This is a genomic window from Escherichia sp. KTE114 (assembly GCF_000407765.1).
GTDB classification, from domain to species: Bacteria; Pseudomonadota; Gammaproteobacteria; order Enterobacterales; family Enterobacteriaceae; genus Escherichia; species Escherichia ruysiae.
Genome location: NZ_KE136626.1, coordinates 1,272,712 through 1,297,652 on the forward strand (window position 1 = coordinate 1,272,712; position 24,941 = coordinate 1,297,652).

At 51.7% G+C, this 24,941-nt stretch carries 20 protein-coding genes, 4 tRNA genes and 1 pseudogene; 18 read left to right on the top strand and 7 right to left on the bottom strand.

All coding sequences use genetic code 11. The annotated features are described in order from the left end of the window. The first annotated feature begins 88 nt into the window (after positions 1-88). The 16 genes from wecA to WC5_RS14625 all read left to right on the top strand — a co-directional run bounded on the left by wecA (position 89) and on the right by WC5_RS14625 (position 14,456). Positions 89-1,192 carry a UDP-N-acetylglucosamine--undecaprenyl-phosphate N-acetylglucosaminephosphotransferase gene (gene wecA / locus WC5_RS14700; RefSeq protein ID WP_001050953.1) on the top strand — a complete coding sequence of 368 codons (1,104 nt, stop codon included), beginning with the start codon at positions 89-91 and terminating at the stop codon, positions 1,190-1,192. Between the two features lie 11 nt (positions 1,193-1,203). Beyond that, positions 1,204-2,250: an ECA polysaccharide chain length modulation protein gene (gene wzzE / locus WC5_RS14695; RefSeq protein WP_000193459.1), complete on the top strand. Its 1,047-nt coding sequence runs from the start codon at positions 1,204-1,206 to the stop codon at positions 2,248-2,250. A gap of 55 nt (positions 2,251-2,305) precedes the next feature. Continuing rightward, a complete protein-coding gene (gene wecB / locus WC5_RS14690) occupies positions 2,306-3,436 on the top strand; it encodes a non-hydrolyzing UDP-N-acetylglucosamine 2-epimerase (protein WP_010349832.1) in 1,131 nt (376 codons plus the stop codon). After that, positions 3,433-4,695 carry a UDP-N-acetyl-D-mannosamine dehydrogenase gene (wecC, locus tag WC5_RS14685; RefSeq protein ID WP_000006633.1) on the top strand — a complete coding sequence of 421 codons (1,263 nt, stop codon included), beginning with the start codon at positions 3,433-3,435 and terminating at the stop codon, positions 4,693-4,695. The genes wecB and wecC overlap by 4 nt, the downstream gene beginning before the upstream one ends. A gap of 34 nt (positions 4,696-4,729) precedes the next feature. Continuing rightward, positions 4,730-5,404 (top strand): dTDP-4-amino-4,6-dideoxy-D-galactose acyltransferase, encoded by a 675-nt coding sequence (gene rffC, locus WC5_RS14680; protein ID WP_001122571.1) that lies wholly within the window; start codon positions 4,730-4,732, stop codon positions 5,402-5,404. Positions 5,405-5,408: 4 nt separating this feature from the next. Continuing rightward, positions 5,409-6,539 carry a dTDP-4-amino-4,6-dideoxygalactose transaminase gene (gene rffA / locus WC5_RS14675; RefSeq protein ID WP_000612066.1) on the top strand — a complete coding sequence of 377 codons (1,131 nt, stop codon included), beginning with the start codon at positions 5,409-5,411 and terminating at the stop codon, positions 6,537-6,539. 1 nt (position 6,540) lies between these two features. Further along, positions 6,541-7,791: a lipid III flippase WzxE gene (gene wzxE / locus WC5_RS14670; RefSeq protein WP_000050234.1), complete on the top strand. Its 1,251-nt coding sequence runs from the start codon at positions 6,541-6,543 to the stop codon at positions 7,789-7,791. Then, complete coding sequence (gene rffT / locus WC5_RS14665; RefSeq protein ID WP_000217205.1) at positions 7,788-8,867, top strand: TDP-N-acetylfucosamine:lipid II N-acetylfucosaminyltransferase; 1,080 nt, start codon at positions 7,788-7,790, stop codon at positions 8,865-8,867. The genes wzxE and rffT overlap by 4 nt, the downstream gene beginning before the upstream one ends. Further along, positions 8,864-10,216, top strand: coding sequence for an ECA oligosaccharide polymerase (gene wzyE / locus WC5_RS14660; protein WP_000055105.1), 1,353 nt, complete (start codon positions 8,864-8,866; stop codon positions 10,214-10,216). Before rffT ends, wzyE begins: the two co-directional genes overlap by 4 nt. A gap of 2 nt (positions 10,217-10,218) precedes the next feature. Further along, the gene (gene wecG, locus WC5_RS14655) at positions 10,219-10,959 is read left to right on the top strand and encodes a lipopolysaccharide N-acetylmannosaminouronosyltransferase (RefSeq protein ID WP_001064022.1); all 741 of its coding nucleotides are present in this window, start codon (positions 10,219-10,221) and stop codon (positions 10,957-10,959) included. A gap of 189 nt (positions 10,960-11,148) precedes the next feature. After that, positions 11,149-12,534 (top strand): bifunctional threonine/serine APC transporter ThrP, encoded by a 1,386-nt coding sequence (gene thrP / locus WC5_RS14650; protein WP_000774732.1) that lies wholly within the window; start codon positions 11,149-11,151, stop codon positions 12,532-12,534. Positions 12,535-12,636: 102 nt separating this feature from the next. Further along, positions 12,637-12,713: transfer RNA gene (locus WC5_RS14645), tRNA-Arg, on the top strand. Between the two features lie 58 nt (positions 12,714-12,771). Further along, positions 12,772-12,847, top strand: a tRNA-His gene (locus WC5_RS14640). Between the two features lie 20 nt (positions 12,848-12,867). Then, positions 12,868-12,954, top strand: a tRNA-Leu gene (locus tag WC5_RS14635). A gap of 42 nt (positions 12,955-12,996) precedes the next feature. Further along, positions 12,997-13,073 (top strand) — tRNA-Pro (locus WC5_RS14630). 147 nt (positions 13,074-13,220) lie between these two features. After that, positions 13,221-14,456 carry an anaerobic sulfatase maturase gene (locus WC5_RS14625; RefSeq protein WP_000941564.1) on the top strand — a complete coding sequence of 412 codons (1,236 nt, stop codon included), beginning with the start codon at positions 13,221-13,223 and terminating at the stop codon, positions 14,454-14,456. 127 nt (positions 14,457-14,583) lie between these two features. On the opposite strand, the gene aslA is transcribed toward WC5_RS14625, so the two are convergent. From aslA to hemC, 5 genes are all read right to left on the bottom strand, one after another. Then, positions 14,584-16,239, bottom strand: coding sequence for an arylsulfatase AslA (gene aslA, locus WC5_RS14620; protein WP_000406037.1), 1,656 nt, complete (start codon positions 16,237-16,239; stop codon positions 14,584-14,586). 680 nt (positions 16,240-16,919) lie between these two features. Further along, positions 16,920-18,113, bottom strand: a complete 1,194-nt coding sequence (gene hemY, locus WC5_RS14615) for a protoheme IX biogenesis protein HemY (RefSeq protein ID WP_000921808.1) — start codon at positions 18,111-18,113, stop codon at positions 16,920-16,922. 2 nt (positions 18,114-18,115) lie between these two features. After that, positions 18,116-19,291, bottom strand: a complete 1,176-nt coding sequence (gene hemX / locus WC5_RS14610; protein WP_000139134.1) for a uroporphyrinogen-III C-methyltransferase — start codon at positions 19,289-19,291, stop codon at positions 18,116-18,118. A gap of 21 nt (positions 19,292-19,312) precedes the next feature. Continuing rightward, positions 19,313-20,053 carry a uroporphyrinogen-III synthase gene (gene hemD / locus WC5_RS14605; RefSeq protein WP_000026037.1) on the bottom strand — a complete coding sequence of 247 codons (741 nt, stop codon included), beginning with the start codon at positions 20,051-20,053 and terminating at the stop codon, positions 19,313-19,315. Continuing rightward, complete coding sequence (hemC, locus tag WC5_RS14600; protein WP_010351350.1) at positions 20,050-20,991, bottom strand: hydroxymethylbilane synthase; 942 nt, start codon at positions 20,989-20,991, stop codon at positions 20,050-20,052. The genes hemD and hemC overlap by 4 nt, the downstream gene beginning before the upstream one ends. 385 nt (positions 20,992-21,376) lie before the next feature. On the opposite strand from hemC, the gene cyaA reads away from it, so the two are divergent. After that, positions 21,377-23,923: a class I adenylate cyclase gene (cyaA, locus tag WC5_RS14595; protein ID WP_000281706.1), complete on the top strand. Its 2,547-nt coding sequence runs from the start codon at positions 21,377-21,379 to the stop codon at positions 23,921-23,923. A 39-nt stretch (positions 23,924-23,962) separates the two neighbouring features. Here cyaA and cyaY read toward each other — a convergent pair whose 3' ends face one another. After that, on the bottom strand, positions 23,963-24,283 hold the full coding sequence (cyaY, locus tag WC5_RS14590; protein WP_000999936.1) for an iron donor protein CyaY: 321 nt from the start codon (positions 24,281-24,283) through the stop codon (positions 23,963-23,965). 47 nt (positions 24,284-24,330) lie between these two features. Then, positions 24,331-24,522, bottom strand: a pseudogene (locus WC5_RS25245) (DKNYY family protein); the annotation flags it as partial. A gap of 179 nt (positions 24,523-24,701) precedes the next feature. Here WC5_RS25245 and lptM point away from each other — a divergent pair. After that, positions 24,702-24,905, top strand: coding sequence for an LPS translocon maturation chaperone LptM (gene lptM / locus WC5_RS14580; RefSeq protein WP_000799886.1), 204 nt, complete (start codon positions 24,702-24,704; stop codon positions 24,903-24,905). The last annotated feature ends 36 nt before the right edge of the window (positions 24,906-24,941 follow it).

The following is a 24,941-nucleotide window of genomic DNA, read 5'->3' on the forward strand; positions in this document are numbered from 1 at the left end:
TCTGATTGGTTCAGAAAGTAGTTTCCCTTCTGAATAAAGGTCTTCGTGGGTATACTTCTGCTAATAATTTTCTCTGAGAGCATGCATTGTGAATTTACTGACAGTGAGTACTGATCTCATCAGTATTTTTTTATTCACGACACTGTTTCTGTTTTTTGCCCGCAAGGTAGCAAAAAAAGTCGGTTTAGTGGATAAACCTAACTTCCGCAAACGTCACCAGGGATTGATACCGCTCGTTGGGGGTATTTCAGTTTATGCAGGGATTTGCTTTACGTTCGGAATTGTCGATTATTACATTCCGCATGCATCTCTCTACCTGGCTTGCGCTGGCGTCCTGGTGTTCATTGGCGCGCTGGATGACCGTTTTGATATCAGCGTAAAAATCCGAGCCACCATACAGGCCGCTGTTGGCATCATTATGATGGTGTTCGGCAAACTTTATCTCAGTAGCCTTGGCTATATTTTTGGCGACTGGGAGATGGTACTCGGACCGTTTGGGTATTTCCTGACGTTGTTTGCAGTCTGGGCGGCAATTAATGCTTTCAATATGGTTGATGGCATTGACGGTTTGCTGGGCGGCTTATCCTGCGTCTCATTTGCGGCAATTGGCATGATTTTGTGGTTCGACGGGCAAACCAGCCTCGCTATCTGGTGCTTTGCGATGATCGCCGCCATCCTGCCTTACATCATGCTCAACCTCGGTATTCTGGGTCGTCGCTATAAAGTCTTTATGGGCGATGCGGGCAGTACACTGATTGGTTTTACCGTAATCTGGATCCTGCTGGAAACCACCCAGGGCAAAACGCATCCGATTAGCCCGGTGACTGCATTATGGATAATCGCCATTCCGCTAATGGATATGGTAGCAATTATGTATCGTCGTCTGCGTAAAGGCATGAGCCCGTTCTCTCCTGACCGCCAGCACATTCATCATTTAATCATGCGCGCCGGCTTTACTTCTCGTCAGGCATTTGTGCTGATTACCCTTGCTGCTGCACTGCTTGCCTCCATTGGCGTGCTGGCAGAATATTCTCATTTTGTCCCTGAATGGGTCATGCTGGTGCTCTTTTTGCTAGCATTCTTCCTCTATGGCTATTGCATTAAGCGCGCCTGGAAGGTTGCTCGCTTTATTAAGCGTGTGAAACGCCGACTGCGCAGAAACCGTGGTGGCAGCCCCAACTTAACCAAATAAACGAGGATGTAATGACGCAACCAATGCCTGGGAAACCAGCCGAAGACGCTGAAAATGAACTGGATATTCGTGGGTTGTTTCGTACCTTGTGGGCTGGGAAGCTGTGGATTATTGGCATGGGGCTGGCGTTTGCGTTAATTGCGCTGGCATATACATTTTTCGCCCGCCAGGAGTGGAGCGCGACGGCGATTACCGATCGTCCAACGGTGAATATGCTGGGGGGATACTACTCACAGCAGCAGTTTTTGCGTAACCTGGACGTCCGTTCGAACATGGCTCCAGCCGACCAACCATCGGTCATGGACGAAGCCTATAAAGAATTTGTTATGCAGCTGGCGTCGTGGGACACCCGTCGCGATTTCTGGCTGCAGACTGATTATTACAAACAGCGGATGGTCGGTAACAGTAAAGCTGATGCGGCTCTGCTGGATGAAATGATCAACAACATCCAGTTTATTCCCGGTGATTTCACCCGCGCGATCAATGATAACGTTAAATTGATTGCCGAAACTGCCCCTGATGCCAATAATCTGCTGCGTCAATATGTCGCATTCGCCAGTCAGCGCGCTGCCAGCCATCTGAATGATGAGCTGAAAGGCGCATGGGCAGCACGCACTATCCAAATGAAAGCCCAGGTGAAACGTCAGGAAGAAGTGGCGAAAGCGATCTACGACCGCCGGGTAAACAGCATTGAGCAGGCGCTCAAAATCGCCGAGCAACATAATATTTCTCGTAGTGCGACAGATGTCCCTGCGGATGAATTGCCTGATTCAGAAATGTTTTTGCTGGGTCGCCCTATGCTGCAGGCGCGATTAGAAAACTTACAGGCCGTCGGTCCGGCCTTTGATCTCGACTATGATCAGAATCGGGCCATGTTAAACACCCTTAATGTAGGTCCAACCCTGGATCCGCGTTTTCAGACCTATCGCTATTTGCGTACGCCGGAAGAACCGGTAAAACGCGATAGCCCACGTCGTGCCTTCCTGATGATTATGTGGGGCATTGTCGGGGGGCTGATCGGGGCTGGTGTCGCATTAACCCGCCGTTGCTCGAAATAGCAACACAGCTGCGGTGAGCGCAAAGGCGCTCGCCGCTTATTCAAAGAGAATCGATGTGAAAGTACTGACTGTATTTGGTACGCGCCCGGAAGCCATCAAGATGGCGCCGCTGGTGCATGCGTTGGCAAAAGATCCTTTTTTTGAGGCTAAAGTTTGCGTCACTGCGCAGCATCGGGAGATGCTCGATCAGGTGCTGAAACTCTTTTCCATTGTACCTGACTACGATCTCAACATAATGCAGCCAGGGCAGGGCCTGACAGAGATAACCTGTCGAATTCTTGAAGGATTAAAACCTATTCTTGCCGAGTTCAAACCAGACGTGGTGCTGGTACACGGCGATACCACCACGACGCTGGCCACCAGTCTGGCGGCGTTTTATCAGCGTATTCCTGTTGGTCACGTAGAGGCTGGACTGCGTACGGGCGATCTCTATTCACCCTGGCCGGAAGAGGCTAACCGCACGCTGACCGGTCATCTGGCGATGTACCATTTCTCCCCTACTGAAACATCGCGGCAAAACCTGCTGCGTGAAAATGTCGCTGATAGCCGAATCTTTATCACCGGCAATACCGTTATCGACGCCTTGCTGTGGGTGCGCGACCAGGTGATGAGCAGCGATACGCTGCGTTCTGAACTGGCGGAAAATTACCCGTTTATCGACCCCAATAAGAAGATGATTCTGGTGACCGGTCACAGACGTGAGAGCTTCGGTCGTGGTTTTGAAGAAATTTGCCACGCACTGGCAGAAATCGCCACCACTCATCAGGACATCCAGATTGTCTATCCGGTACATCTCAACCCGAACGTCAGAGAACCGGTAAACCGCATTCTGGGGCATGTGAAAAATGTCATTCTGATCGATCCCCAGGAGTATTTACCGTTTGTCTGGCTGATGAACCACGCCTGGTTGATTTTGACTGACTCTGGCGGTATTCAGGAAGAAGCGCCTTCACTGGGTAAACCGGTGCTGGTGATGCGCGATACCACTGAACGTCCGGAAGCGGTGACTGCGGGTACGGTGCGTCTGGTCGGCACGGATAAGCAACGAATTGTCGAGGAAGTGACGCGTCTTTTAAAAGACGAAAATGAATATCAAACTATGAGCCGCGCCCATAACCCGTATGGTGATGGTCAGGCATGCTCTCGCATTTTGGAAGCGTTAAAAAATAATCGGATATCACTATGAGTTTTGCGACCATTTCTGTCATTGGACTGGGTTACATTGGGCTGCCAACGGCGGCAGCGTTTGCCTCCCGGCAAAAACAGGTGATTGGTGTCGATATCAACCAACAAGCGGTTGATACCATCAATCGTGGCGAAATCCATATCGTCGAGCCTGATTTGGCGAGTGTGGTAAAAACTGCCGTAGAAGGTGGTTTTTTACGAGCGAGCACGACGCCGGTTGAGGCGGATGCCTGGCTGATTGCTGTACCTACGCCGTTTAAAGGCGATCATGAACCGGATATGACTTACGTCGAATCGGCTGCCCGCTCCATTGCGCCAGTACTGAAAAAAGGCGCGCTGGTGATCCTTGAGTCCACCTCGCCGGTGGGCTCAACTGAGAAGATGGCAGAATGGTTAGCAGAGATGCGTCCAGATCTGACTTTCCCGCAGCAAGTGGGCGAGCAGGCGGACGTCAACATTGCTTACTGCCCGGAACGCGTGTTGCCGGGGCAGGTGATGGTCGAGTTGATTAAAAATGACCGTGTGATTGGCGGTATGACACCGGTTTGTTCTGCGCGCGCCAGCGAACTGTACAAAATTTTCCTCGAAGGTGAGTGTGTCGTCACTAACTCGCGGACGGCAGAAATGTGTAAGCTGACTGAAAACAGCTTCCGCGATGTGAATATTGCTTTTGCTAACGAACTATCGCTGATTTGTGCCGATCAGGGGATTAACGTCTGGGAACTGGTTCGCCTGGCGAATCGCCATCCACGAGTCAATATTCTTCAGCCTGGGCCTGGCGTGGGCGGTCACTGTATTGCAGTTGATCCGTGGTTTATCGTGGCGCAGAACCCGCAGCAGGCGCGGCTTATCCGTACCGCGCGCGAAGTGAACGACAACAAACCTTTCTGGGTTATCGATCAGGTCAAAGCGGTGGTAGCTGATTGCCTGGCTGCTACGGATAAACGCGCCAGCGAGCTGAAAATTGCCTGCTTTGGTCTGGCGTTTAAACCGAATATTGATGATCTACGCGAAAGTCCGGCAATGGAAATCGCTGAGCTGATCGCTCAATGGCACAGTGGTGAAACGCTGGTTGTTGAACCGAATATTCACCAGTTGCCGAAAAAACTGACCGGGCTTTGCACTCTGGCGCAGCTTGACGACGCGCTGGCAACGGCAGATGTGCTGGTGATGCTGGTCGATCATAGTCAGTTCAAAGCCATTAGCGGCGAACATGTTAAACAGCAGTATGTCGTGGATACCAAAGGGGTCTGGCGCTGATTACAGTGAATGACTGTTTTGAGGGAGTCACACAATGCCCATTCGCGCCAGAATTGAACCACTAACCTGGGAAAACACCTTCTTTGGTGTCAACAGCGCCATTGTGCGCATTAGTCCTGACGCACCACTCCTGACGTCAGACGCCTTAGCGCCGTGGTCACGGGTGCAGGCCAAAATTGCTGCATCAAATACCGATGAGCTGGACGCCTTGCAACAACTGGGATTCTTACTGGTTGAAGGTGAAGTTGATTTGGTACTGCCCGTGAACAACGCAAGTGATAGCGACGCAGAAGTGGCACAAGAGACAGATATTCCAGTGCTACGCCAGTTAGCCAGTGAGGCATTTGCGCAAAGCCGTTTTCGTGCGCCGTGGTATGCGCCTGACGCCAGTGGCCGCTTTTATGCACAGTGGATTGAAAACGCCGTACGCGGCACTTTTGATCATCAATGCCTGATTTTACGCTCAGCGTCTGGTGATATTTGTGGCTATGTTTCTCTACGAGAATTGAATGCCACTGACGCGCGCATTGGCTTGCTGGCAGGCCGTGGCTCCGGTGCACAGCTGATGCAAGCGGCACTAAACTGGGCGTATGCTCGCGGTAAAAAAACATTGCGGGTGGCGACCCAGATGGGCAACACCGCCGCGCTTAAACGATACATACAAAGTGGTGCGAATGTAGAAAGCACCGCGTACTGGTTATACAGGTGATCACATGATTCCATTTAACGCACCGCCGGTGGTAGGAACCGAACTCGACTATATGCAGTCGGCAATGGGTAGCGGCAAACTGTGCGGCGATGGCGGTTTTACCCGTCGCTGCCAGCAGTGGCTGGAGCAACGTTTTGGTAGTGCCAAAGTGCTGCTGACGCCGTCCTGCACCGCTTCGCTGGAGATGGCGGCGTTGCTGCTCGATATCCAGCCGGGCGATGAAGTGATCATGCCGAGCTACACCTTTGTCTCCACCGCCAACGCCTTCGTGCTGCGTGGAGCAAAAATCGTCTTTGTGGATGTCCGCCCGGACACCATGAACATCGACGAAACGCTTATTGAATCGGCGATCACCGACAAAACGCGCGTTATCGTGCCGGTACATTACGCGGGCGTGGCCTGTGAAATGGACACCATTATGGCGCTGGCGAAAAAGCATAACCTGTTTGTGGTGGAAGATGCCGCGCAGGGCGTGATGTCCACTTACAAAGGGCGTGCGCTGGGAACCATTGGTCATATTGGCTGCTTTAGCTTCCATGAAACCAAAAACTACACGGCGGGCGGTGAAGGTGGTGCGACGCTGATTAACGATAAAGTGTTGATTGAACGTGCCGAGATCATCCGTGAAAAAGGCACTAACCGCAGCCAGTTCTTCCGTGGTCAGGTCGATAAATATACCTGGCGTGATATTGGTTCCAGCTATCTGATGTCCGATCTGCAAGCTGCGTACCTGTGGGCGCAACTGGAAGCCGCCGAACGTATCAACCAGCAACGTCTGGCGTTGTGGCAAAACTACTACGATGCGTTAGCACCTCTGGCGAAAGCCGGGCGTATCGAATTGCCGTCGATTCCAGATGGCTGCGTGCAGAACGCGCATATGTTCTACATTAAGCTGCGGGATAATGATGACCGGAGCGCATTGATTAACTTCCTGAAAGAAGCGGAGATTATGGCGGTGTTCCATTATATTCCGCTACACGCAAGCCCTGCGGGTGAACGCTTTGGTGAGTTCCACGGCGAAGATCGCTACACCACCAAAGAGAGCGAGCGCCTGCTGCGCCTTCCTCTGTTCTACAATTTGTCGCCCGTCAATCAACGCACGGTAATTGCGACCTTGTTGAACTACTTCTCCTGATATGTCGCTGGCAAAAGCGTCCTTATGGACGGCGGCCAGTACGCTGGTCAAGATTGGCGCCGGATTACTGGTCGGTAAGTTGCTGGCGGTATCATTTGGTCCGGCTGGGCTGGGACTGGCGGCAAATTTCCGCCAGTTGATTACCGTGCTCGGCGTGCTTGCTGGGGCGGGCATCTTTAACGGCGTAACCAAATACGTTGCCCAGTACCATGATAATCCGCAGCAGTTGTGCCGAGTGGTCGGTACTTCATCCGCGATGGTGCTTGGCTTTTCCACGCTGATGGCGCTGGTTTTTGTGCTGGCAGCTGCGCCAATCAGCCAGGGATTGTTTGGTAATACCGACTATCAAGGGCTGGTGCGTTTAGTGGCGTTGGTGCAAATGGGGATCGCCTGGGGCAACCTGTTACTGGCGTTGATGAAAGGCTTTCGCGATGCCGCAGGTAATGCGTTATCGCTGATTGTCGGCAGCTTGATTGGCGTTATCGCCTATTACGTCAGTTACCGTTTGGGCGACTATGAAGGCGCGTTGCTGGGTCTGGCGTTGATTCCTGCGCTGGTGGTGATTCCTGCCGTCATCATGTTAATTAAGCGTGGTGCAATCCCGTTAAGCTATCTGAAACCCAGCTGGGATAATGGTCTGGCTGGGCAGTTGAGTAAGTTCACTCTCATGGCGCTGATTACGTCGGTGACCTTGCCCGTTGCTTACATCATGATGCGTAAACTGCTGGCGGCGCAATACAGCTGGGATGAAGTGGGGATCTGGCAAGGGGTGAGCAGTATTTCCGATGCCTACCTGCAATTTATTACGGCATCGTTCAGCGTATATTTGCTGCCCACGTTGTCGCGGCTAACGGAAAAGCGCGATATTACCCGGGAAGTGGTGAAGTCGCTGAAATTCGTCTTACCGGCAGTGGCGGCGGCGAGTTTTACCGTCTGGCTGCTGCGTGATTTTGCTATCTGGCTGTTGTTGTCGAATAAATTTACCGCCATGCGCGATCTCTTTGCCTGGCAGTTGGTAGGCGATGTATTGAAAGTGGGCGCTTATGTCTTTGGTTATCTGGTGATCGCCAAAGCATCGCTGCGGTTTTATATTCTGGCGGAAGTCAGCCAGTTCACTTTGTTGATGGTATTTGCCCACTGGTTGATCCCCGCGCATGGTGCTCTGGGCGCGGCGCAGGCTTATATGGCAACTTATATCGTCTATTTCTCTCTTTGTTGTGGCGTGTTTTTACTCTGGCGTAGGCGGGCATGACTGTACTGATTCACGTACTGGGATCGGATATCCCTCACCATAACCAAACCGTTCTACGGTTTTTCAACGACGCGCTGGCCGCGACGAGCGAGCACGCGCGCGAGTTTATGGTTGCTGGCAAGGACGACGGCTTAAGTGACAGCTGTCCGGCGCTTTCTGTGCAATTTTACCCTGGTAAAAAATCCCTGGCAGAAGCGGTCATCGCAAAGGCGAAAGCTAACCGCCAGCAGCGATTTTTCTTCCACGGTCAGTTCAACACCGCGCTATGGCTGGCGTTGCTGAGTGGTGGTATCAAACCCAGCCAGTTTTACTGGCATATCTGGGGGGCAGATCTCTATGAGGTTTCCAGCGGGCTGAAATTCAAACTTTTCTATCATGTCCGCCGACTGGCACAAAAGCGAGTTGGCTGCGTATTTGCCACTCGCGGTGATTTGAGCTTTTTTGCTAAAACGCATCCTAAGGTGCGGGGCGAACTGATTTACTTCCCAACCCGGATGGATCCTTCTCTCAATACGATGGCGAACGATCGGCAACATGAAGGGAAAATGACCATTCTGGTGGGGAACTCCGGCGATCGTAGCAATGAACACATCGCCGCCTTAAATGCTGTTCATCAGCAGTTTGGCGATACGGTAAAAGTGGTGGTGCCGATGGGATATCCGCCCAATAACGATGCGTATATTAACGAAGTTCGTCAGGCAGGACTGAAACTGTTCAGCGAAGAAAATCTGCAAATTCTGAGCGAAAAACTGGATTTTGACGCCTATCTGGCGCTACTTCGCCAGTGCGATCTCGGCTACTTTATTTTTGCCCGCCAGCAGGGCATTGGTACGCTGTGCTTACTGATTCAGGCGGGTATTCCTTGTGTGCTCAACCGGGAAAATCCGTTCTGGCAGGATATGACGGAACAGCATTTGCCGGTGCTGTTTACTACCGACGATCTCAACGAGGATATTGTGCGTGAAGCGCAGCGCCAGTTGGCGTCGGTGGATAAAAACAACATTGCCTTCTTTAGCCCGAACTATCTGCAAGGCTGGCAGCGGGCGCTGGTTATTGCCAACGGGGAGGACGCATGAGCCTGTTGCAATTTAGCGGCCTGTTTGTTGTCTGGCTGCTTTGCTCACTGTTTATTGCTACGCTGACTTGGTTTGAGTTTCGCCGCGTGCGCTTTAACTTCAATGTCTTCTTTTCATTGCTGTTTTTGCTCACCTTTTTCTTTGGCTTTCCGCTGACCAGCGTGCTGGTATTTCGCTTTAATGTCGGCGTTGCGCCGCCAGAAATTCTCCTTCAGGCGCTGCTTTCTGCTGCTTGCTTCTACGCGGTTTACTACGTTACCTACAAAACCCGCCTACGCAAACGCGTTGCTGATGTAGCGCGCCGCCCGCTGTTTACCATGAACCGCGTGGAGACCAATCTTACGTGGGTGATTCTGATGGGCATCGCGCTGGTGAGCGTCGGCATCTTCTTCATGCACAACGGTTTTTTGCTGTTCCGGCTTAACTCCTACAGCCAGATCTTCTCCAGTGAAGTCTCCGGCGTGGCGCTAAAACGCTTCTTTTACTTTTTCATCCCGGCGATGCTGGTGGTCTACTTTCTGCGCCAGGACAGCAAAGCGTGGCTGTTTTTCCTCGTCAGCACGGTCGCATTTGGCTTGCTGACTTATATGATCGTCGGCGGTACTCGCGCCAATATCATCATCGCATTCGCTATCTTCCTGTTTATTGGCATTATTCGCGGCTGGATTTCGTTGTGGATGCTGGCGGCGGCAGGCGTGCTGGGGATTGTTGGCATGTTCTGGCTGGCGCTAAAACGCTATGGAATGAACGTGAGCGGCGATGAGGCGTTCTACACGTTTCTCTATCTCACCCGCGACACCTTCTCGCCGTGGGAGAATCTGGCGTTGCTGTTGCAGAACTACGACAACATCGACTTCCAGGGGCTGGCACCGATTGTCCGCGATTTCTATGTCTTTATTCCTTCCTGGTTGTGGCCGGGACGCCCGAGTATGGTGCTGAATTCTGCCAACTATTTCACCTGGGAAGTGCTGAACAATCACTCCGGCCTGGCAATCTCGCCTACGCTTATTGGTTCACTGGTTGTTATGGGCGGCGCGCTGTTTATTCCTCTGGGGGCGATTGTAGTTGGACTGATCATTAAATGGTTCGACTGGCTGTATGAGCTGGGCAACCGCGAAACCAATCGTTATAAGGCCGCGATATTGCACAGTTTCTGCTTCGGGGCGATCTTTAATATGATTGTACTGGCGCGCGAAGGGCTGGATTCGTTTGTCTCACGCGTGGTCTTTTTTATCGTGGTCTTCGGCGCATGTCTGATGATCGCAAAACTGTTGTACTGGCTTTTTGAAAGCGCCGGACTCATTCATAAACGCACAAAATCATCGCTCCGGACGCGGGTTGAAGGATAACAATGAATAACAACACCACGGCACCGACCTACACGCTACGTGGCTTACCGTTGATCGGTTGGCGTGATATGCAGCACGCCCTCGATTATCTGTTCGCTGACGGGCAGCTTAAGCAGGGAACGCTGGTTGCCATTAATGCCGAAAAAATGCTGACCATTGAAGATAATGCCGAGGTCAGGGAGTTAATTAACGCTGCCGAATTTAAATATGCCGATGGTATTAGCGTTGTACGTTCAGTACGGAAAAAGCACCCACAGGCACAGGTTTCCCGCGTTGCCGGAGCCGATCTCTGGGAAGAGCTGATGGCGCGTGCAGGCAAAGAAGGGACGACGGTATTTCTTGTGGGCGGTAAACCTGAAGTGCTGGCGCAGACCGAAGCTAAACTGCGCAACCAGTGGAATGTGAATATCGTTGGCAGTCAGGATGGTTATTTTAAACCCGAGCAGCGTCAGGCGCTGTTTGAACGCATTCATGACAGTGGAGCGCAAATCGTCACCGTTGCGATGGGATCGCCAAAACAGGAGATCTTCATGCGTGACTGCCGTCTGGTGCATCCAGATGCGCTGTATATGGGCGTTGGCGGGACTTACGATGTCTTTACTGGTCATGTGAAACGCGCGCCGAAAATTTGGCAAACGCTGGGGCTGGAGTGGCTCTACCGCCTGCTTTCGCAGCCGAGCCGCATTAAGCGTCAGCTTCGTTTGCTGCGTTATTTACGCTGGCACTACACCGGCAACCTCTGATTTTCCTTTCTGTAAAGCGACGGAGTGGTCACTCCGTCGCCTGCCTGCTGTTTTATTACACAAAGCATTCAAATTTTTAATGCTTCATTTGCCATTTCTTCTAAATTACGAAAACATTCGCAACACTCGATGTACCCATAACGATAACCGGTAACACCGGAAAAACATGCAAACACAACACGAGGATTTATGGCAGATAACAAACCAGAGCTACAGCGTGGGCTGGAAGCTCGACATATCGAACTCATCGCCCTTGGGGGCACTATCGGTGTCGGCCTGTTTATGGGAGCCGCCAGTACCTTGAAATGGGCCGGGCCATCCGTATTGTTGGCCTATATCATCGCCGGGCTGTTCGTCTTTTTCATTATGCGTTCAATGGGCGAAATGTTGTTCCTCGAACCGGTTACCGGTTCGTTCGCCGTTTATGCGCATCGTTATATGAGCCCGTTTTTTGGCTATCTCACCGCCTGGTCTTATTGGTTTATGTGGATGGCGGTGGGGATCTCAGAAATCACCGCCATTGGCGTCTACGTCCAGTTCTGGTTCCCGGAGATGGCGCAGTGGATACCCGCATTGATCGCGGTGGCGCTGGTGGCGTTGGCGAATCTGGCGGCGGTGCGGTTGTACGGCGAAATCGAGTTCTGGTTCGCGATGATCAAAGTCACCACAATCATTGTGATGATCGTCATTGGCCTGGGCGTGATTTTCTTTGGCTTTGGTAATGGCGGGCAGTCGATTGGGTTTAGCAATCTCACAGAGCATGGCGGTTTCTTTGCGGGTGGCTGGAAAGGGTTCCTGACCGCGCTGTGTATCGTGGTGGCGTCCTACCAGGGCGTGGAGCTGATTGGTATCACTGCCGGTGAAGCGAAGAATCCGCAGGTGACGCTGCGCAGCGCGGTAGGCAAAGTACTGTGGCGGATCCTGATTTTCTACGTAGGCGCGATTTTCGTTATCGTCACCATCTTCCCGTGGAATGAAATTGGCAGCAACGGCAGCCCGTTCGTACTGACTTTCGCCAAAATCGGTATTACCGCAGCGGCGGGCATTATCAACTTTGTGGTGCTGACGGCGGCGCTCTCTGGCTGTAACAGCGGCATGTACAGTTGCGGACGTATGCTTTACGCGCTGGCGAAAAACCGTCAGTTACCGGCGGCGATGGCGAAAGTTTCTCGTCACGGCGTACCGGTTGCGGGTGTGGCGGTATCAATAGCCATTCTGTTGATTGGTTCATGCCTGAACTACATCATCCCCAATCCACAGCGTGTGTTTGTTTACGTCTACAGCGCCAGCGTTCTTCCGGGGATGGTGCCGTGGTTTGTGATCCTGATTAGTCAGCTGCGTTTTCGTCGTGCGCACAAAGCGGCGATTGCCAGCCATCCGTTCCGCTCCATTCTCTTCCCGTGGGCCAATTACGTAACAATGGCATTCCTGATTTGCGTTTTGATCGGTATGTACTTTAATGAAGATACCCGTATGTCGCTGTTTGTCGGCATCATCTTCATGCTGGCGGTGACGGCGATTTATAAAGTTTTTGGCCTTAATCGCCACGGTAAAGTGCATAAACTGGAGGAATAAGCAGCAAAATGCACAAACCGTAACCAAACGCGCATTTTATTTAAAAAGGGACTAGACAGAGGGGTGGGAAGTCCGTATTATCCACCCCCGCAACGGCGCTAAGCGCCCGTAGCTCAGCTGGATAGAGCGCTGCCCTCCGGAGGCAGAGGTCTCAGGTTCGAATCCTGTCGGGCGCGCCATTTAGTCCCGGCGCTTGAGCTGCGGTGGTAGTAATACCGCGTAACAAGATTTGTAGTGGTGGCTATAGCTCAGTTGGTAGAGCCCTGGATTGTGATTCCAGTTGTCGTGGGTTCGAATCCCATTAGCCACCCCATTATTAGAAGTTGTGACAATGCGAAGGTGGCGGAATTGGTAGACGCGCTAGCTTCAGGTGTTAGTGTCCTTACGGACGTGGGGGTTCAAGTCCCCCCCCTCGCACCACGACTTTAAAGAATTGAACTAAAAATTCAAAAAGCAGTATTTCGGCGAGTAGCGCAGCTTGGTAGCGCAACTGGTTTGGGACCAGTGGGTCGGAGGTTCGAATCCTCTCTCGCCGACCAATTTTGAACCCCGCTTCGGCGGGGTTTTTTGTTTTCTGTGCATTTCGTCACTCTCCCTTCGCAATAAACGCCCGTAGTTAATCATTGCCAAACGGTATTATTTCGCCCTTAAATTCATCGAAGGACGACTTCAGGCAAGGAGCGACTATGCTGCAACAGGTTCCGACGCGTGCTTTTCACGTAATGGCGAAACCGAGCGGTTCAGATTGTAATCTGAACTGTGACTACTGTTTTTATCTCGAAAAACAATCCCTTTACCGCGAACAACCTGTCACGCATATGGACGATGACACGCTTGAAGCGTATGTCCGTCACTATATCGCTGCCAGCGAACCCCAAAACGAAGTGGCTTTTACCTGGCAGGGCGGCGAACCAACGTTACTCGGGCTGGATTTTTACCGCCGTGCAGTGGCGCTACAGGCGAAATATGGTGCTGGCAGGAAGGTAAGTAACAGCTTCCAGACTAACGGCGTGCTGCTCGATGACGAATGGTGTGCATTTCTGGCAGAAAATCATTTCCTGGTCGGTTTATCGCTGGATGGTCCGGCTGAGATCCATAATCAATATCGCGTGACCAAAGGCGGCAGACCAACGCATAAGCTGGTGATACGCGCACTTAAATTACTGCAAAAATATCGCGTTGATTATAACGTTCTGGCGTGCGTCAACCGTACCAGCGCGCAGCAACCGTTACAGGTTTATGATTTTTTACGTGATGCGGGCGTGGAGTTCATCCAGTTTATTCCGGTAGTGGAACGTCTGACTGATGAAACAGCAGCCCGCGATGGACTGAAATTACATGCGCCTGGCGATATTCAGGGTGAGTTGACGGAATGGTCGGTGCGCCCCGATGAGTTCGGTGAATTTCTGGTGGCGATATTCGACTACTGGATCAAACGTGATGTCGGCAAGATTTTCGTAATGAATATCGAATGGGCGTTCGCCAATTTTGTCGGCGCGCCGGGCGCAGTTTGCCATCATCAGCCAACCTGTGGGCGCTCGGTGATTGTTGAACATAACGGCGATGTTTACGCCTGCGATCACTATGTTTATCCGCAATATCGACTGGGGAATATACTTCAGCAGACAGTTGCAGAAATGATCGATTCCCCGCAACAGCAGGCGTTTGGTGAAGATAAATTCAAGCAGTTACCGGCGCAGTGCCGCAGTTGCAACGTGTTAAAAGCGTGCTGGGGAGGTTGCCCGAAACACCGCTTTATGCTCGATACCAGCGGCAAACCGGGGCTGAATTACTTATGTGCCGGGTATCAGCGTTATTTCCGCCATCTACCGCCATATCTTAAAGCAATGGCTGATTTGCTGGCGCACGGCCGCCCGGCCAGCGACATTATGCAGGCACATTTGATGGTAGTGAGTAAGTAAAAAGCGGCCATTTGGAGGCCGCTGCGGTTGCTTGCCGGTGCCTACATGATCGTGCAAATTCAATAAATTGCAGCGTTCTGTAGGCTGGATAAGCTGCATCAGCATCGCATCCGGCAAAGGTAGCTGCTTAGTCAGATTTAATCTGCGCGCGTGGCGGATATTTTTTCAGGATCTCCATATACGCATGCATTTCGGTCTGTAGCGGTACTCCCATCGGAATATGTCGCACGCCGATGGAGTCGCTTTCCTGCGGATCGGTATAGAGATTAAATACCGCAGAGCCCGCCGTTTGCATTACTGTACCGGTGAATCCTCCCTGATATCCGCTCTGGGTATAGGCATATGGCTGCTGAATAAGAACATGATATTTGAACTCATCCATACGCACGGCAGCAAGTTGACCATTCAGGAAATAGTGCTCGGCTTTACGATTGGACTGACCGTTTGTTCCGAGGAAGAAAGAAGTCTGATCCACGCCATCGATAAAGGTGGTTTTCGGCACTAAATTTGCCACTTTCGCCCCAGGATGACCCGCCAGATCCAGCGCGGTTGGGAAAATATCCGCCAGATCGACAATACCGTCAGATTTACGCGGCTGGATCATGCCTTTCCAGTACACGAAAGTCGGTACGCGGACGCCGCCTTCCCAGGTCGAACCTTTAGAGCCACGGAACGGTGTGCGACCGTGTGGCGGCACTTCGGCTTCCGGGCCATTATCGGAGGTAAAGATAATCAGCGTGTTATCGAGCTGACCGTTTTTCTCCAGTGCTTTATACAGGTTGGCGAACACATCGTTCATCTCAACCATACAGTCGCCGTAAGAGGTGCGCGCCGGAGAACTTCCCGCATATTTTGCGTTCGGGTAGTTATCAAAGTGACAGCCGCGAGTGCCGTAATAGAGGAAGAAAGGTTTGTCGCTTTTTGCCATTTTATCGAGGAAATTAACGCCATATTCCATCCAGCGTTGATCCAGATCTTCCATATATTTCGGCGTAATGTCGGCAATGGCTTTTTGCTCACCGCCGCGCACGGCATGAACGTCATCTTTGCTGAACGGTAATTGTTTGATGTATTCAGAACGATCCGGGCTCAGGGCGACTTCCGGATTTACGTGAACATCGCGCCATTCGGTATACATATCGGACACTGAGTTGAAGCCACGGAAATCATCGAAGCCGACGTTCTGCGGCTGCGACTCTTTGTTTTCCCCCATGTGCCATTTCCCGATGGCTTGAGTGACATAGCCTTGATCATGCAGCAGTTGCGGTAGTGTCGTTAACCCTTGCAGACCGCCAGGTTGTCCGTACATCGGCGGCATCAAAATGCCGTGGTGGATGGAATACTGTCCAGTGAGAATCGTTGCGCGGGTTGGTGAAGAACTGGGTTGTGAATAAGCAGACGTTAAAATCAGCCCCTGGCTGGCAACGGCGTCAATGTCTGGCGTTGGGTTACCCACCGCCACGCCGCCGCCGTTAAAGCCAACGTCCATCCAGCCCACATCGTCCAGCAAGAAAACAACCACGTTCGGTTTCTTACCGGTTTTTTTCTCAAGTTCTGCCAGTTTCTGCTGGGTTTCTTTATCCTGCGCCGGGTGCTGCATTACCGGCATCATATTATCGGCAATTTGGGTTGCCGGTTTAACCAGATATTGATTTGGGTGATCGTATCCGGCAAAGCCTTTGCGTGCGGTGGCAGTTGACGGGGTATCTGCTGCACTGGCCATAAGGGGAATAGCAGTGGCAACAGCAATAACAAGAAGTTTGGGTGAAAAAGAAATTTCCATGCGAAATGCTCCGGTTTCCTGTCATCAAAACGACGACGTAATTAAGCATTGATAATTGAGATCCCTCTCCCTGATAAAATAATTATATAAATAATTTATGGAAATATATTATTTATATACCGTGGAAATAAATATGAATATCAGGAGAGCATTTTCAATCCTACCTCCAGTGTGGCGGATATGTAAGGCTGGTTTATTATATAATATTGATTATTGATGCTATTTTGATTTTGAATTCAATTAATATTTATATTGCCTATTTAACGACTTTAACTATTCATGAAGTATATAACCAAAGGCTGCCAGATTTGAGATAACATTCACCAATGTAATTATTGCAAGTGAATGAAAACAGGGTGCAGAATTATCTCATAACAAGTATTAAAGGATGTTATTTCCTTGTCCTATATGGCATAATGATTGAGTAGATGCTCATTCCATTTCTTATGTTCGCCTTAGTGCCTCATAAACTCCGGAATGACGCAGAGCCGTTTACGGTGCTTATCGTCCACTGACAGATGTCGCTTTTGCCTCATCAGACACCATGGACACAACGTTGAGTGAAGCACCCACTTGTTGTCATACAAACCTGTTTTAACGCCTGCTCCGTAATAAGAGCAGGCGTTTTTTTATCCCTTCAGGAAAGGCCCGGAGGCTCTGTGCCTCCCGGTGAGAAAGGATTACTGCGGCGGGTTCTGTAACGTTAGCATTAAACCGTCGCGGCGCATCGCTGCGGCTTCTTCCGGTTTGTGCAGTCTGTCCAACACGTCGGCAAGCCATGCATAATCATAAGCGTCCGGGCGTTGTTTCAGCGCCGCGCGGAAGGCGAGGGATGCTTCCTGCCATTCGCCATGCTTCATCAGCGACTGACCCAATGTGCTCCATAACAGCGGGCGGTCGCCCACGTTTTTGATCTGTTGGCGCAGCACTTTTTCCAGTTGTTCTGGATTGTTGGTTTTCAGGCGTGGGATCGGCAGCAGCAAACGATCGTCATACTGGTGTTTCAGGCCGTCGATGATAATTTGCTGGGCGGTGTCATGGTCATCACATTCAATAAGGTGTTCCGCCATTGCCACCTGCAACGCCACCTGATGACGCGTTTTCCGGCTTTGATTTTTCCACCAGTTACGCAAGCCTTCACTACCGTCATCAGCCCGCGCCTGATCCATCAGGCCAATCCATGCCTGTTGTTCCAGTGCTGCGCGGTGTTCTTCATCGCTAACGTGGGCTTTCGCCATTGATGGGATGATGTCCAGTAGCGAACTCCATGCGCCCGTGCGGATATAAGCCTGTTCAGCCAGACGTAATACTTCTGGATGGCGTGGCGTTACTTCCAACAACTTATCCACGCCGTGGCGTGCCGCATGGTTTTCATTACGCGCCAGTTGCAGGCGAACGCGGGCGATTTCTACCGGAATAGTATCATTGCCCGCCAGTTCTGCCGCGCGTTCCAGATGCTGATTGGCGCGCGATTCATCACCACGCTGTTGCGCGGCTTCGGCAGCCAGCAAATAGTTCACTACGGGTTGCTCAGCATGATCGGCATTTTTCGCCATCAGCTTTTCGACTTGCTGATAATCGCCTTCCGCCAGTTTCAGCAGCGCCTGCTCGGTCTGTTTACGCGCGCGGCGACGCTTACGGCCGACAAACCAACCGCGAGTGTGTGCGCCTGTGCGGAAAATCCGTCGCAGTAACCATTCGATAGCAAACAGCACCACCATCGCCAGAATCAAAATGATTGCCAGTCCCGTGACGCTGGTTTCGATATTGTAGTTATCCGTTTGGATCAGCACGTAACCCTGGTGTCCGGCAATCATTGGGCCGACGACGATGCCTGCAATCAGCAACACAAAGAGCAATAACACTTTTAGCATGGTTATTCTCCTTGCGGCGCGGCTGCCGGTGTATCAGCTTGCGGTGCAGGTGCAGCCTCCGCTACTGGTGTTACTGGTTGCGCCAGCAGATTGCGCACGCGAGTCTGCATCAGTTTTTCCAGCATTGCCTGGCTTTGCAGGGTTTCCGGGAGATCCATCGAGATATTTTGCTGACTTAACTGATCCACCTCGTCGAGGAACGCTTTGGTGGTGGCATCGTCAGTATCGTAGTAAGCACGTACCCAGGTGGAGACGTTCTCCAGCGCCTGGCGGTAAGTCTCTTGCTGATGACGTGGCACAGCTTGTGCAGCGACCAGCAGGCGAGAGCGAATATTTTCGCGCAGATAGATATCCTGATTCGGCGCTAACAGCGGTACGGCGGTGTCATCACGACGGCGAATCGTAATGAAGTTGTCCATAAAGTTCTGCCAGCTTTTTTGCAGATTGATGCGCCATTCGCTGATGGAGCTGGAAAGCTCTTCACCATCGGAATCCATCGGCGAACCGTCACTGTCATTATCGGCCAGACGCAGGTTATCAACCTGATTAGAAAGTTGATTCAGCTTGAGGATGATGCCGTCATAATCTACCTGCGAGACCGCAGAAAGGCTGGCGATATCATCGGTAATTGCCCGGCGAACGGTAATCAGACTCGGGTCATTCATATCCGCCAGGCTGGCGTCTGCGCTTTTCAGCAATGCCGCAGCGGTAGTGACGTCCTGATCGCTCCACAGCTTACGTCCGGCGAGCTTCACCAGGAAATCAGCCTGCGCCAGCAGCCAGGTTTTGGCGTCACTACCTGAAATAGTGGCGACCTTTTGTTGAACTTCATCCAGCTTTTTGGCCAGCGTTTCCTGCTGACGATTTGCCTGCTCTAACTGCGTAGCCTGTTGTTTTATGATGCTTTCCAGCTCGGCTTTTTGGCTCTCCTGGGCTTTTTGCAGAGCCGCGAGTTGGTTAGCCAGAACATCGCTGGTGGCCGTCTGACTGACGGCCTGTTGTTTACCCCAGCCATACAAACCGACACCTGCAGCCAGAGCAATAGCGATAGCCACCGCACTTAAAATTAGAGCAGTACTGTTATTACTCTTTTTTTCTACTGTGACAGATTGTGGCGTGGTGTCCACGACCTCCCTGGTCTCTTCAACCACGGCGGAGGTTTTTTCTTGTTCCGTCATTATGGCTTCCTGTTATGAGAGTTATTGTAATGCCCGTAAAAGCGCATCGTTGTCTGCGTTATCGGCGACCTTAATATCTTGCCAGCCCAGTTCCCGGGCGAGTTTCGCCAGACGCTCGCTGACAACCAGTAGTCGACAGCGTAGTAACCAGTGCTCACGATACCATCGTGGAATCAGCGACCAGAGCTGTTGCAGCATTTCACCGCTGGTAACAACGACAGTTGTCACTTCGCGAGACTGCCAGCGCATCGCTTCTTCTGCACCATCGTAATGAATGGCGCATCGTTGATAACATTCGCAAAAAATGACTTCAGCACCGCGTGCCATCAGGGTATCCCCGATCAGCTCACGACCGCCGTTGCCACGTAAAATTAGCGCACGTTTGCCTGCAATATTTTGTAATTCAGGTAATTGTAGCAAGACTTCGCTGATTTCCCGATCCTGCGGATAACGAACTTCGTGTCCGCTCACGGTATGCAGCGCCAGTGCGGTAGTGCGACCAATGGCGAAATAAGCGGGTAGGGCGGGCCACTTGAGACCTTGCTGATGCAGCTGTGACTGTGCAAAAGCAACGGCATGTTGCGAAAGGGCAAATACCAGATCGCCTTCGCTCAGTGCCGCCAACTGGTCGGCAAGTTGTGGCAGTTGCCGACCCGGAGAAAACTCAATCAGCGGAAAATGCCAGGCCACCTGTCCCAGTGCGCGCAGACGGCTCACTAACTCTTCTCCTGCGGGAGATGGGCGGGTGACCAGGATACTCATGCTGGCGCATCTCCGCTGTAGACTTCGGCGAGGATCTCGCGCGCGCCGTTATTCAGTAGCTCTTCCGCCAGCGAAATGCCCATTTGCTCGGCATCCTGCGGCGAACCACGGCGCTCACCGCGAATAATCTGCGAACCGTCCGGTGCGCCAACCAGCGCACGCAGCCAGATTTCGCCATTGATAAGTTCGGCATAGCTACCAATCGGCACCTGACAACCGCCTTCGAGGCGGGTATTCATGGCGCGTTCGGCGGTGACGCGTAGCGCAGTTTCGTGGTGATTCAGCGCGGCGAGTACCTCGCGGGTGCGCGAATCATTAAGGCGGCATTCAATGCCTACTGCACCTTGTCCTACTGCCGGAAGAGAAATTTCAGGCGGCAGCGCAGCACGAATGCGAGACTCCAGTCCTAAACGTTTTAAGCCAGCTACGGCAAGAATAATGGCATCGTATTCGCCATTATCCAGTTTACTCAGACGAGTACCGACATTGCCGCGCAGAGAACGGATAATGAGATCCGGACGGCGTTCAGCCAGTTGGCACTGGCGGCGTAAGCTGGAAGTTCCGACGATGCTGCCTGCGGGTAACGCATCCAGACTGTCGTAGTGATTGGAAACAAAGGCATCGCGAGGATCTTCGCGCTCGCAAATGGTGACCAGCCCCAGACCTTGCGGAAATTCAACCGGCACATCTTTCATTGAATGCACGGCGATATCGGCACGGTTTTCCAGGAGCGCGACCTCCAGCTCTTTCACAAATAAGCCTTTTCCGCCAACCTTCGCCAGCGGCGTATCAAGAATCACATCGCCGCGCGTTACCATCGGCACCAGTTCAACCACCAGCCCTGGATGGCTCGCCAGCAATTTGTCTTTGACATAATGTGCCTGCCAGAGTGCAAGTGGGCTTTGGCGTGTGGCAATTCTTAAAACATTGTCTAACATGCTTGTTACCGTCATTATCATCCATGGTCCATCCTAACATCCTTGCCGGAGCGATGTCAGTGTTGTGGTGAAACGTCGATGCCTGTGCAAAACGTAAAATGTAGCCAGGCGCTGGTTCCTGACAGGCGCTTCAAGCCGTCGTAATACGGAATTTACAGAGAATAAACGGTGCTACACTTGTATGTAGCGCATCTTTCTTTACGGTCAACCGGCAAGGTGTTAAATTGATCACGTTTTAGACCATTTTTTCGTCGTGAAACTAAAAAAACCAGGCGCGGAAAGTGGTACGGTTACCTTTGACATACGAAATATCCCGAATGCCGCGTGTTTCCGTTGATGTTGGCGGAATCACAGATATGACGGGTAGCAAATCAGGCGATACGTCTTGTACCTCTATATTGAGACTCTGAAACAGAGACTGGATGCCATAAATCAATTGCGCGTGGATCGCGCGCTTGCTGCTATGGGGCCTGCATTCCAACAGGTCTACAGTCTGCTGCCGACATTGTTGCACTATCACCATCCGCTAATGCCGGGTTACCTTGATGGTAATGTTCCCAGAGGCATTTGCCTTTACACGCCTGATGAAACCCAACGCCACTACCTGAACGAACTGGAACTGTATCGTGGAATGTCAGTACAGGATCCGCCAAAAGGCGAGCTTCCGATTACTGGCGTATACACCATGGGCAGCACCTCGTCTATAGGGCAAAGCTGTTCCTCCGACCTGGATATCTGGGTCTGCCATCAATCCTGGCTCGATAGCGAAGAGCGCCAGTTACTACAACGTAAATGCAGCCTGTTGGAAAGTTGGGCCGCCTCGCTGGGCGTGGAAGTCAGCTTCTTCCTGATTGATGAAAACCGTTTCCGCCATAATGAAAGTGGTAGTCTGGGGGGCGAAGATTGTGGCTCTACCCAGCATATACTGCTGCTTGACGAATTTTATCGTACCGCCGTGCGTCTCGCTGGTAAGCGTATTCTGTGGAATATGGTGCCGTGCGACGAAGAGGAGCATTACGATGACTACGTAATGACGCTCTACGCGCAGGGCGTGCTCACGCCTAATGAATGGCTGGATCTGGGTGGTTTAAGTTCACTTTCCGCTGAAGAGTACTTTGGTGCCAGCCTTTGGCAACTCTACAAAAGCATCGATTCTCCGTACAAAGCGGTGCTGAAAACACTGCTGCTGGAAGCTTATTCCTGGGAATATCCAGACCCACGCCTGCTGGCGAAAGATATCAAACAGCGTTTGCACGATGGCGAGATAGTGTCATTTGGTCTCGATCCTTACTGCATGATGCTGGAGCGCGTTACTGAATATCTGACGGCAATTGAAGATTTCACCCGTCTGGATTTAGTGCGTCGCTGCTTCTATTTAAAAGTGTGCGAAAAACTCAGCCGCGAACGCGCTTGCGTAGGCTGGCGTCGTGAAGTATTAAGCCAACTGGTCAAAGAGTGGGGATGGGACGAAGCCCGTCTGGCGATGCTCGATAATCGCGCCAACTGGAAGATTGATCAGGTGCGTGAAGCGCACAACGAGTTGCTTGATGCAATGATGCAGAGCTACCGTAATCTGATCCGCTTTGCCCGTCGCAATAACCTTAGCGTTTCCGCCAGCCCGCAGGATATCGGCGTGCTGACGCGTAAACTGTACGCTGCGTTTGAAGCATTACCGGGGAAAGTGACGCTGGTAAACCCGCAGATTTCACCGGATCTTTCCGAGCCAAACCTGACCTTTATTTATGTGCCGCCGGGTCGTGCCAACCGTTCAGGTTGGTATCTGTATAACCGTGCGCCGACAATCGAGTCGATCATCAGTCATCAGCCGCTGGAATATAACCGCTATCTGAATAAGCTGGTGGCCTGGGCGTGGTTTAATGGCTTGCTGACATCACGGACGCATCTGTTTATTAAAGGCAACGGCATTGTCGATCTGCCTAAGTTGCAGGAGATGGTGGCTGATGTGTCGCACCATTTCCCGTTGCGTTTACCTGCGCCGACGCCGAAGGCGCTCTACAGCCCCTGTGAGATCCGCCATCTGGCGATTATCGTCAACCTGGAATATGACCCGACGACAGCGTTTCGTAACCAGGTAGTACATTTCGATTTCCGTAAGCTGGATGTCTTCAGCTTTGGCGAAGAGCAAAAATGCCTGGTGGGTAGTGTTGACCTGTTGTATCGCAATTCATGGAACGAAGTGCGCACGCTACATTTCAACGGCGAGCAGTCGATGATTGAAGCCCTGAAAACCATCCTTGGCAAAATGCATCAGGACGCCGCGCCGCCTGATAGCGTAGAAGTCTTCTGCTACAGTCAGCATCTGCGCGGATTAATCCGTACTCGCGTGCAACAACTGGTTTCTGAGTGTATCGAACTGCGTCTTTCCAGCACTCGCCAGGAAACCGGGCGCTTCAAGGCGCTGCGTGTTTCTGGTCAAACCTGGGGCTTGTTCTTCGAACGCCTGAATGTGTCTGTGCAGAAACTGGAAAATGCTATTGAGTTTTATGGTGCTATTTCGCATAACAAACTGCATGGTTTGTCAGTGCAGGTTGAGACCAATCACGTCAAATTACCGGCAGTAGTGGATGGCTTTGCCAGCGAAGGGATAATCCAGTTCTTCTTCGAAGAAACGCATGATGAGAACGGTTTTAATATCTACATTCTCGATGAAAGCAATCGGGTTGAGGTGTATCACCACTGCGAAGGTAGCAAAGAGGAGCTGGTGCGTGACGTCAGCCGCTTCTACTCGTCATCGCACGACCGTTTCACTTACGGCTCCAGTTTCATCAACTTCAACCTGCCGCAGTTCTATCAGATTGTGAAGGTCGATGGTCGCGAACAGGTCATTCCGTTCCGTACCAAATCTATCGGCAACATGCCGCCAGCCAATCAGGATAATGACACGCCGCTGTTACAGCAGTATTTTTCGTGATGAGTATGCCGGAAAGCGAGGCTTATCCGGCATGAAATCTTAACGGAAGCTCACCGTCTCTCCCGCCTGCTGCGTCGCCGCCTGTTCCAGCAAATCCCAGAAGGTTTCGCCGCTGCGATCGCAAATCCACTCGTCGCCTTTCAGATCAAAGTGGTAGCCGCCCTGTTTAGTCGCCAGCCACACCTGATGCAGTGGTTCCTGGCGGTTGATAATGATTTTGCTGCCATTTTCAAAGGTAATGGTCAGTACGCCGCCGTTGATTTCGCAGTCGATATCGCTGTCGCCATCCCAGTCGTCCAGGTGTTCTTCAATGGTTAGCCACAGTTGGTCAGCCAGGCGATGAAATTCACTGTCGTTCATTGTTGTATCCTGTTTTTAGGTGATGGCGGCAGTATAGCGGCATGGGGTCAGGGCTTCAAAGTTTGCCCGTCTGCTGCATTCCGGCATGATTCCTCCGTCACCGGAATAATAATGTCTCTGTTTTGAATCTCACGCACATCTTCCTCTCTGAAGTGTGTTTTCGCCGGGCAGGGGAATGGCATAACCCTTACCTCTGTATCGATCCAGGTATAAACATTGCGATAGTACATAAAGCCATCCTGGCGCGAGGTGTCGATCACGAAACTACCAGCAAAACATAAATCCTCTCTTGTAAGCGTTATACTCGCAGCAATTCCTCACTTTTCAGACTTCATAAAGAGTCGCTAAACGCTTGCTTTTACGTCTTCTCCTGCGATGATAGAAAGCAGAAAGCGATGAACTTTACAGGCAATCCATAATGAAAAACGTGTTTAAGGCACTCACTGTATTACTTACTCTTTTCAGCCTGACGGGCTGCGGTTTGAAAGGTCCGCTCTATTTCCCGCCCGCAGATAAAAACGCGCCACCGCCGACTAAACCGGTAGATACGCAAACACAATCCACGTTGCCGGATAAAAACGACCGCGCCACTGGCGATGGCCCATCTCAGGTGAATTACTAAAAGTCAGTTTCTGTACCCGCGTGAATGGAGTAGATA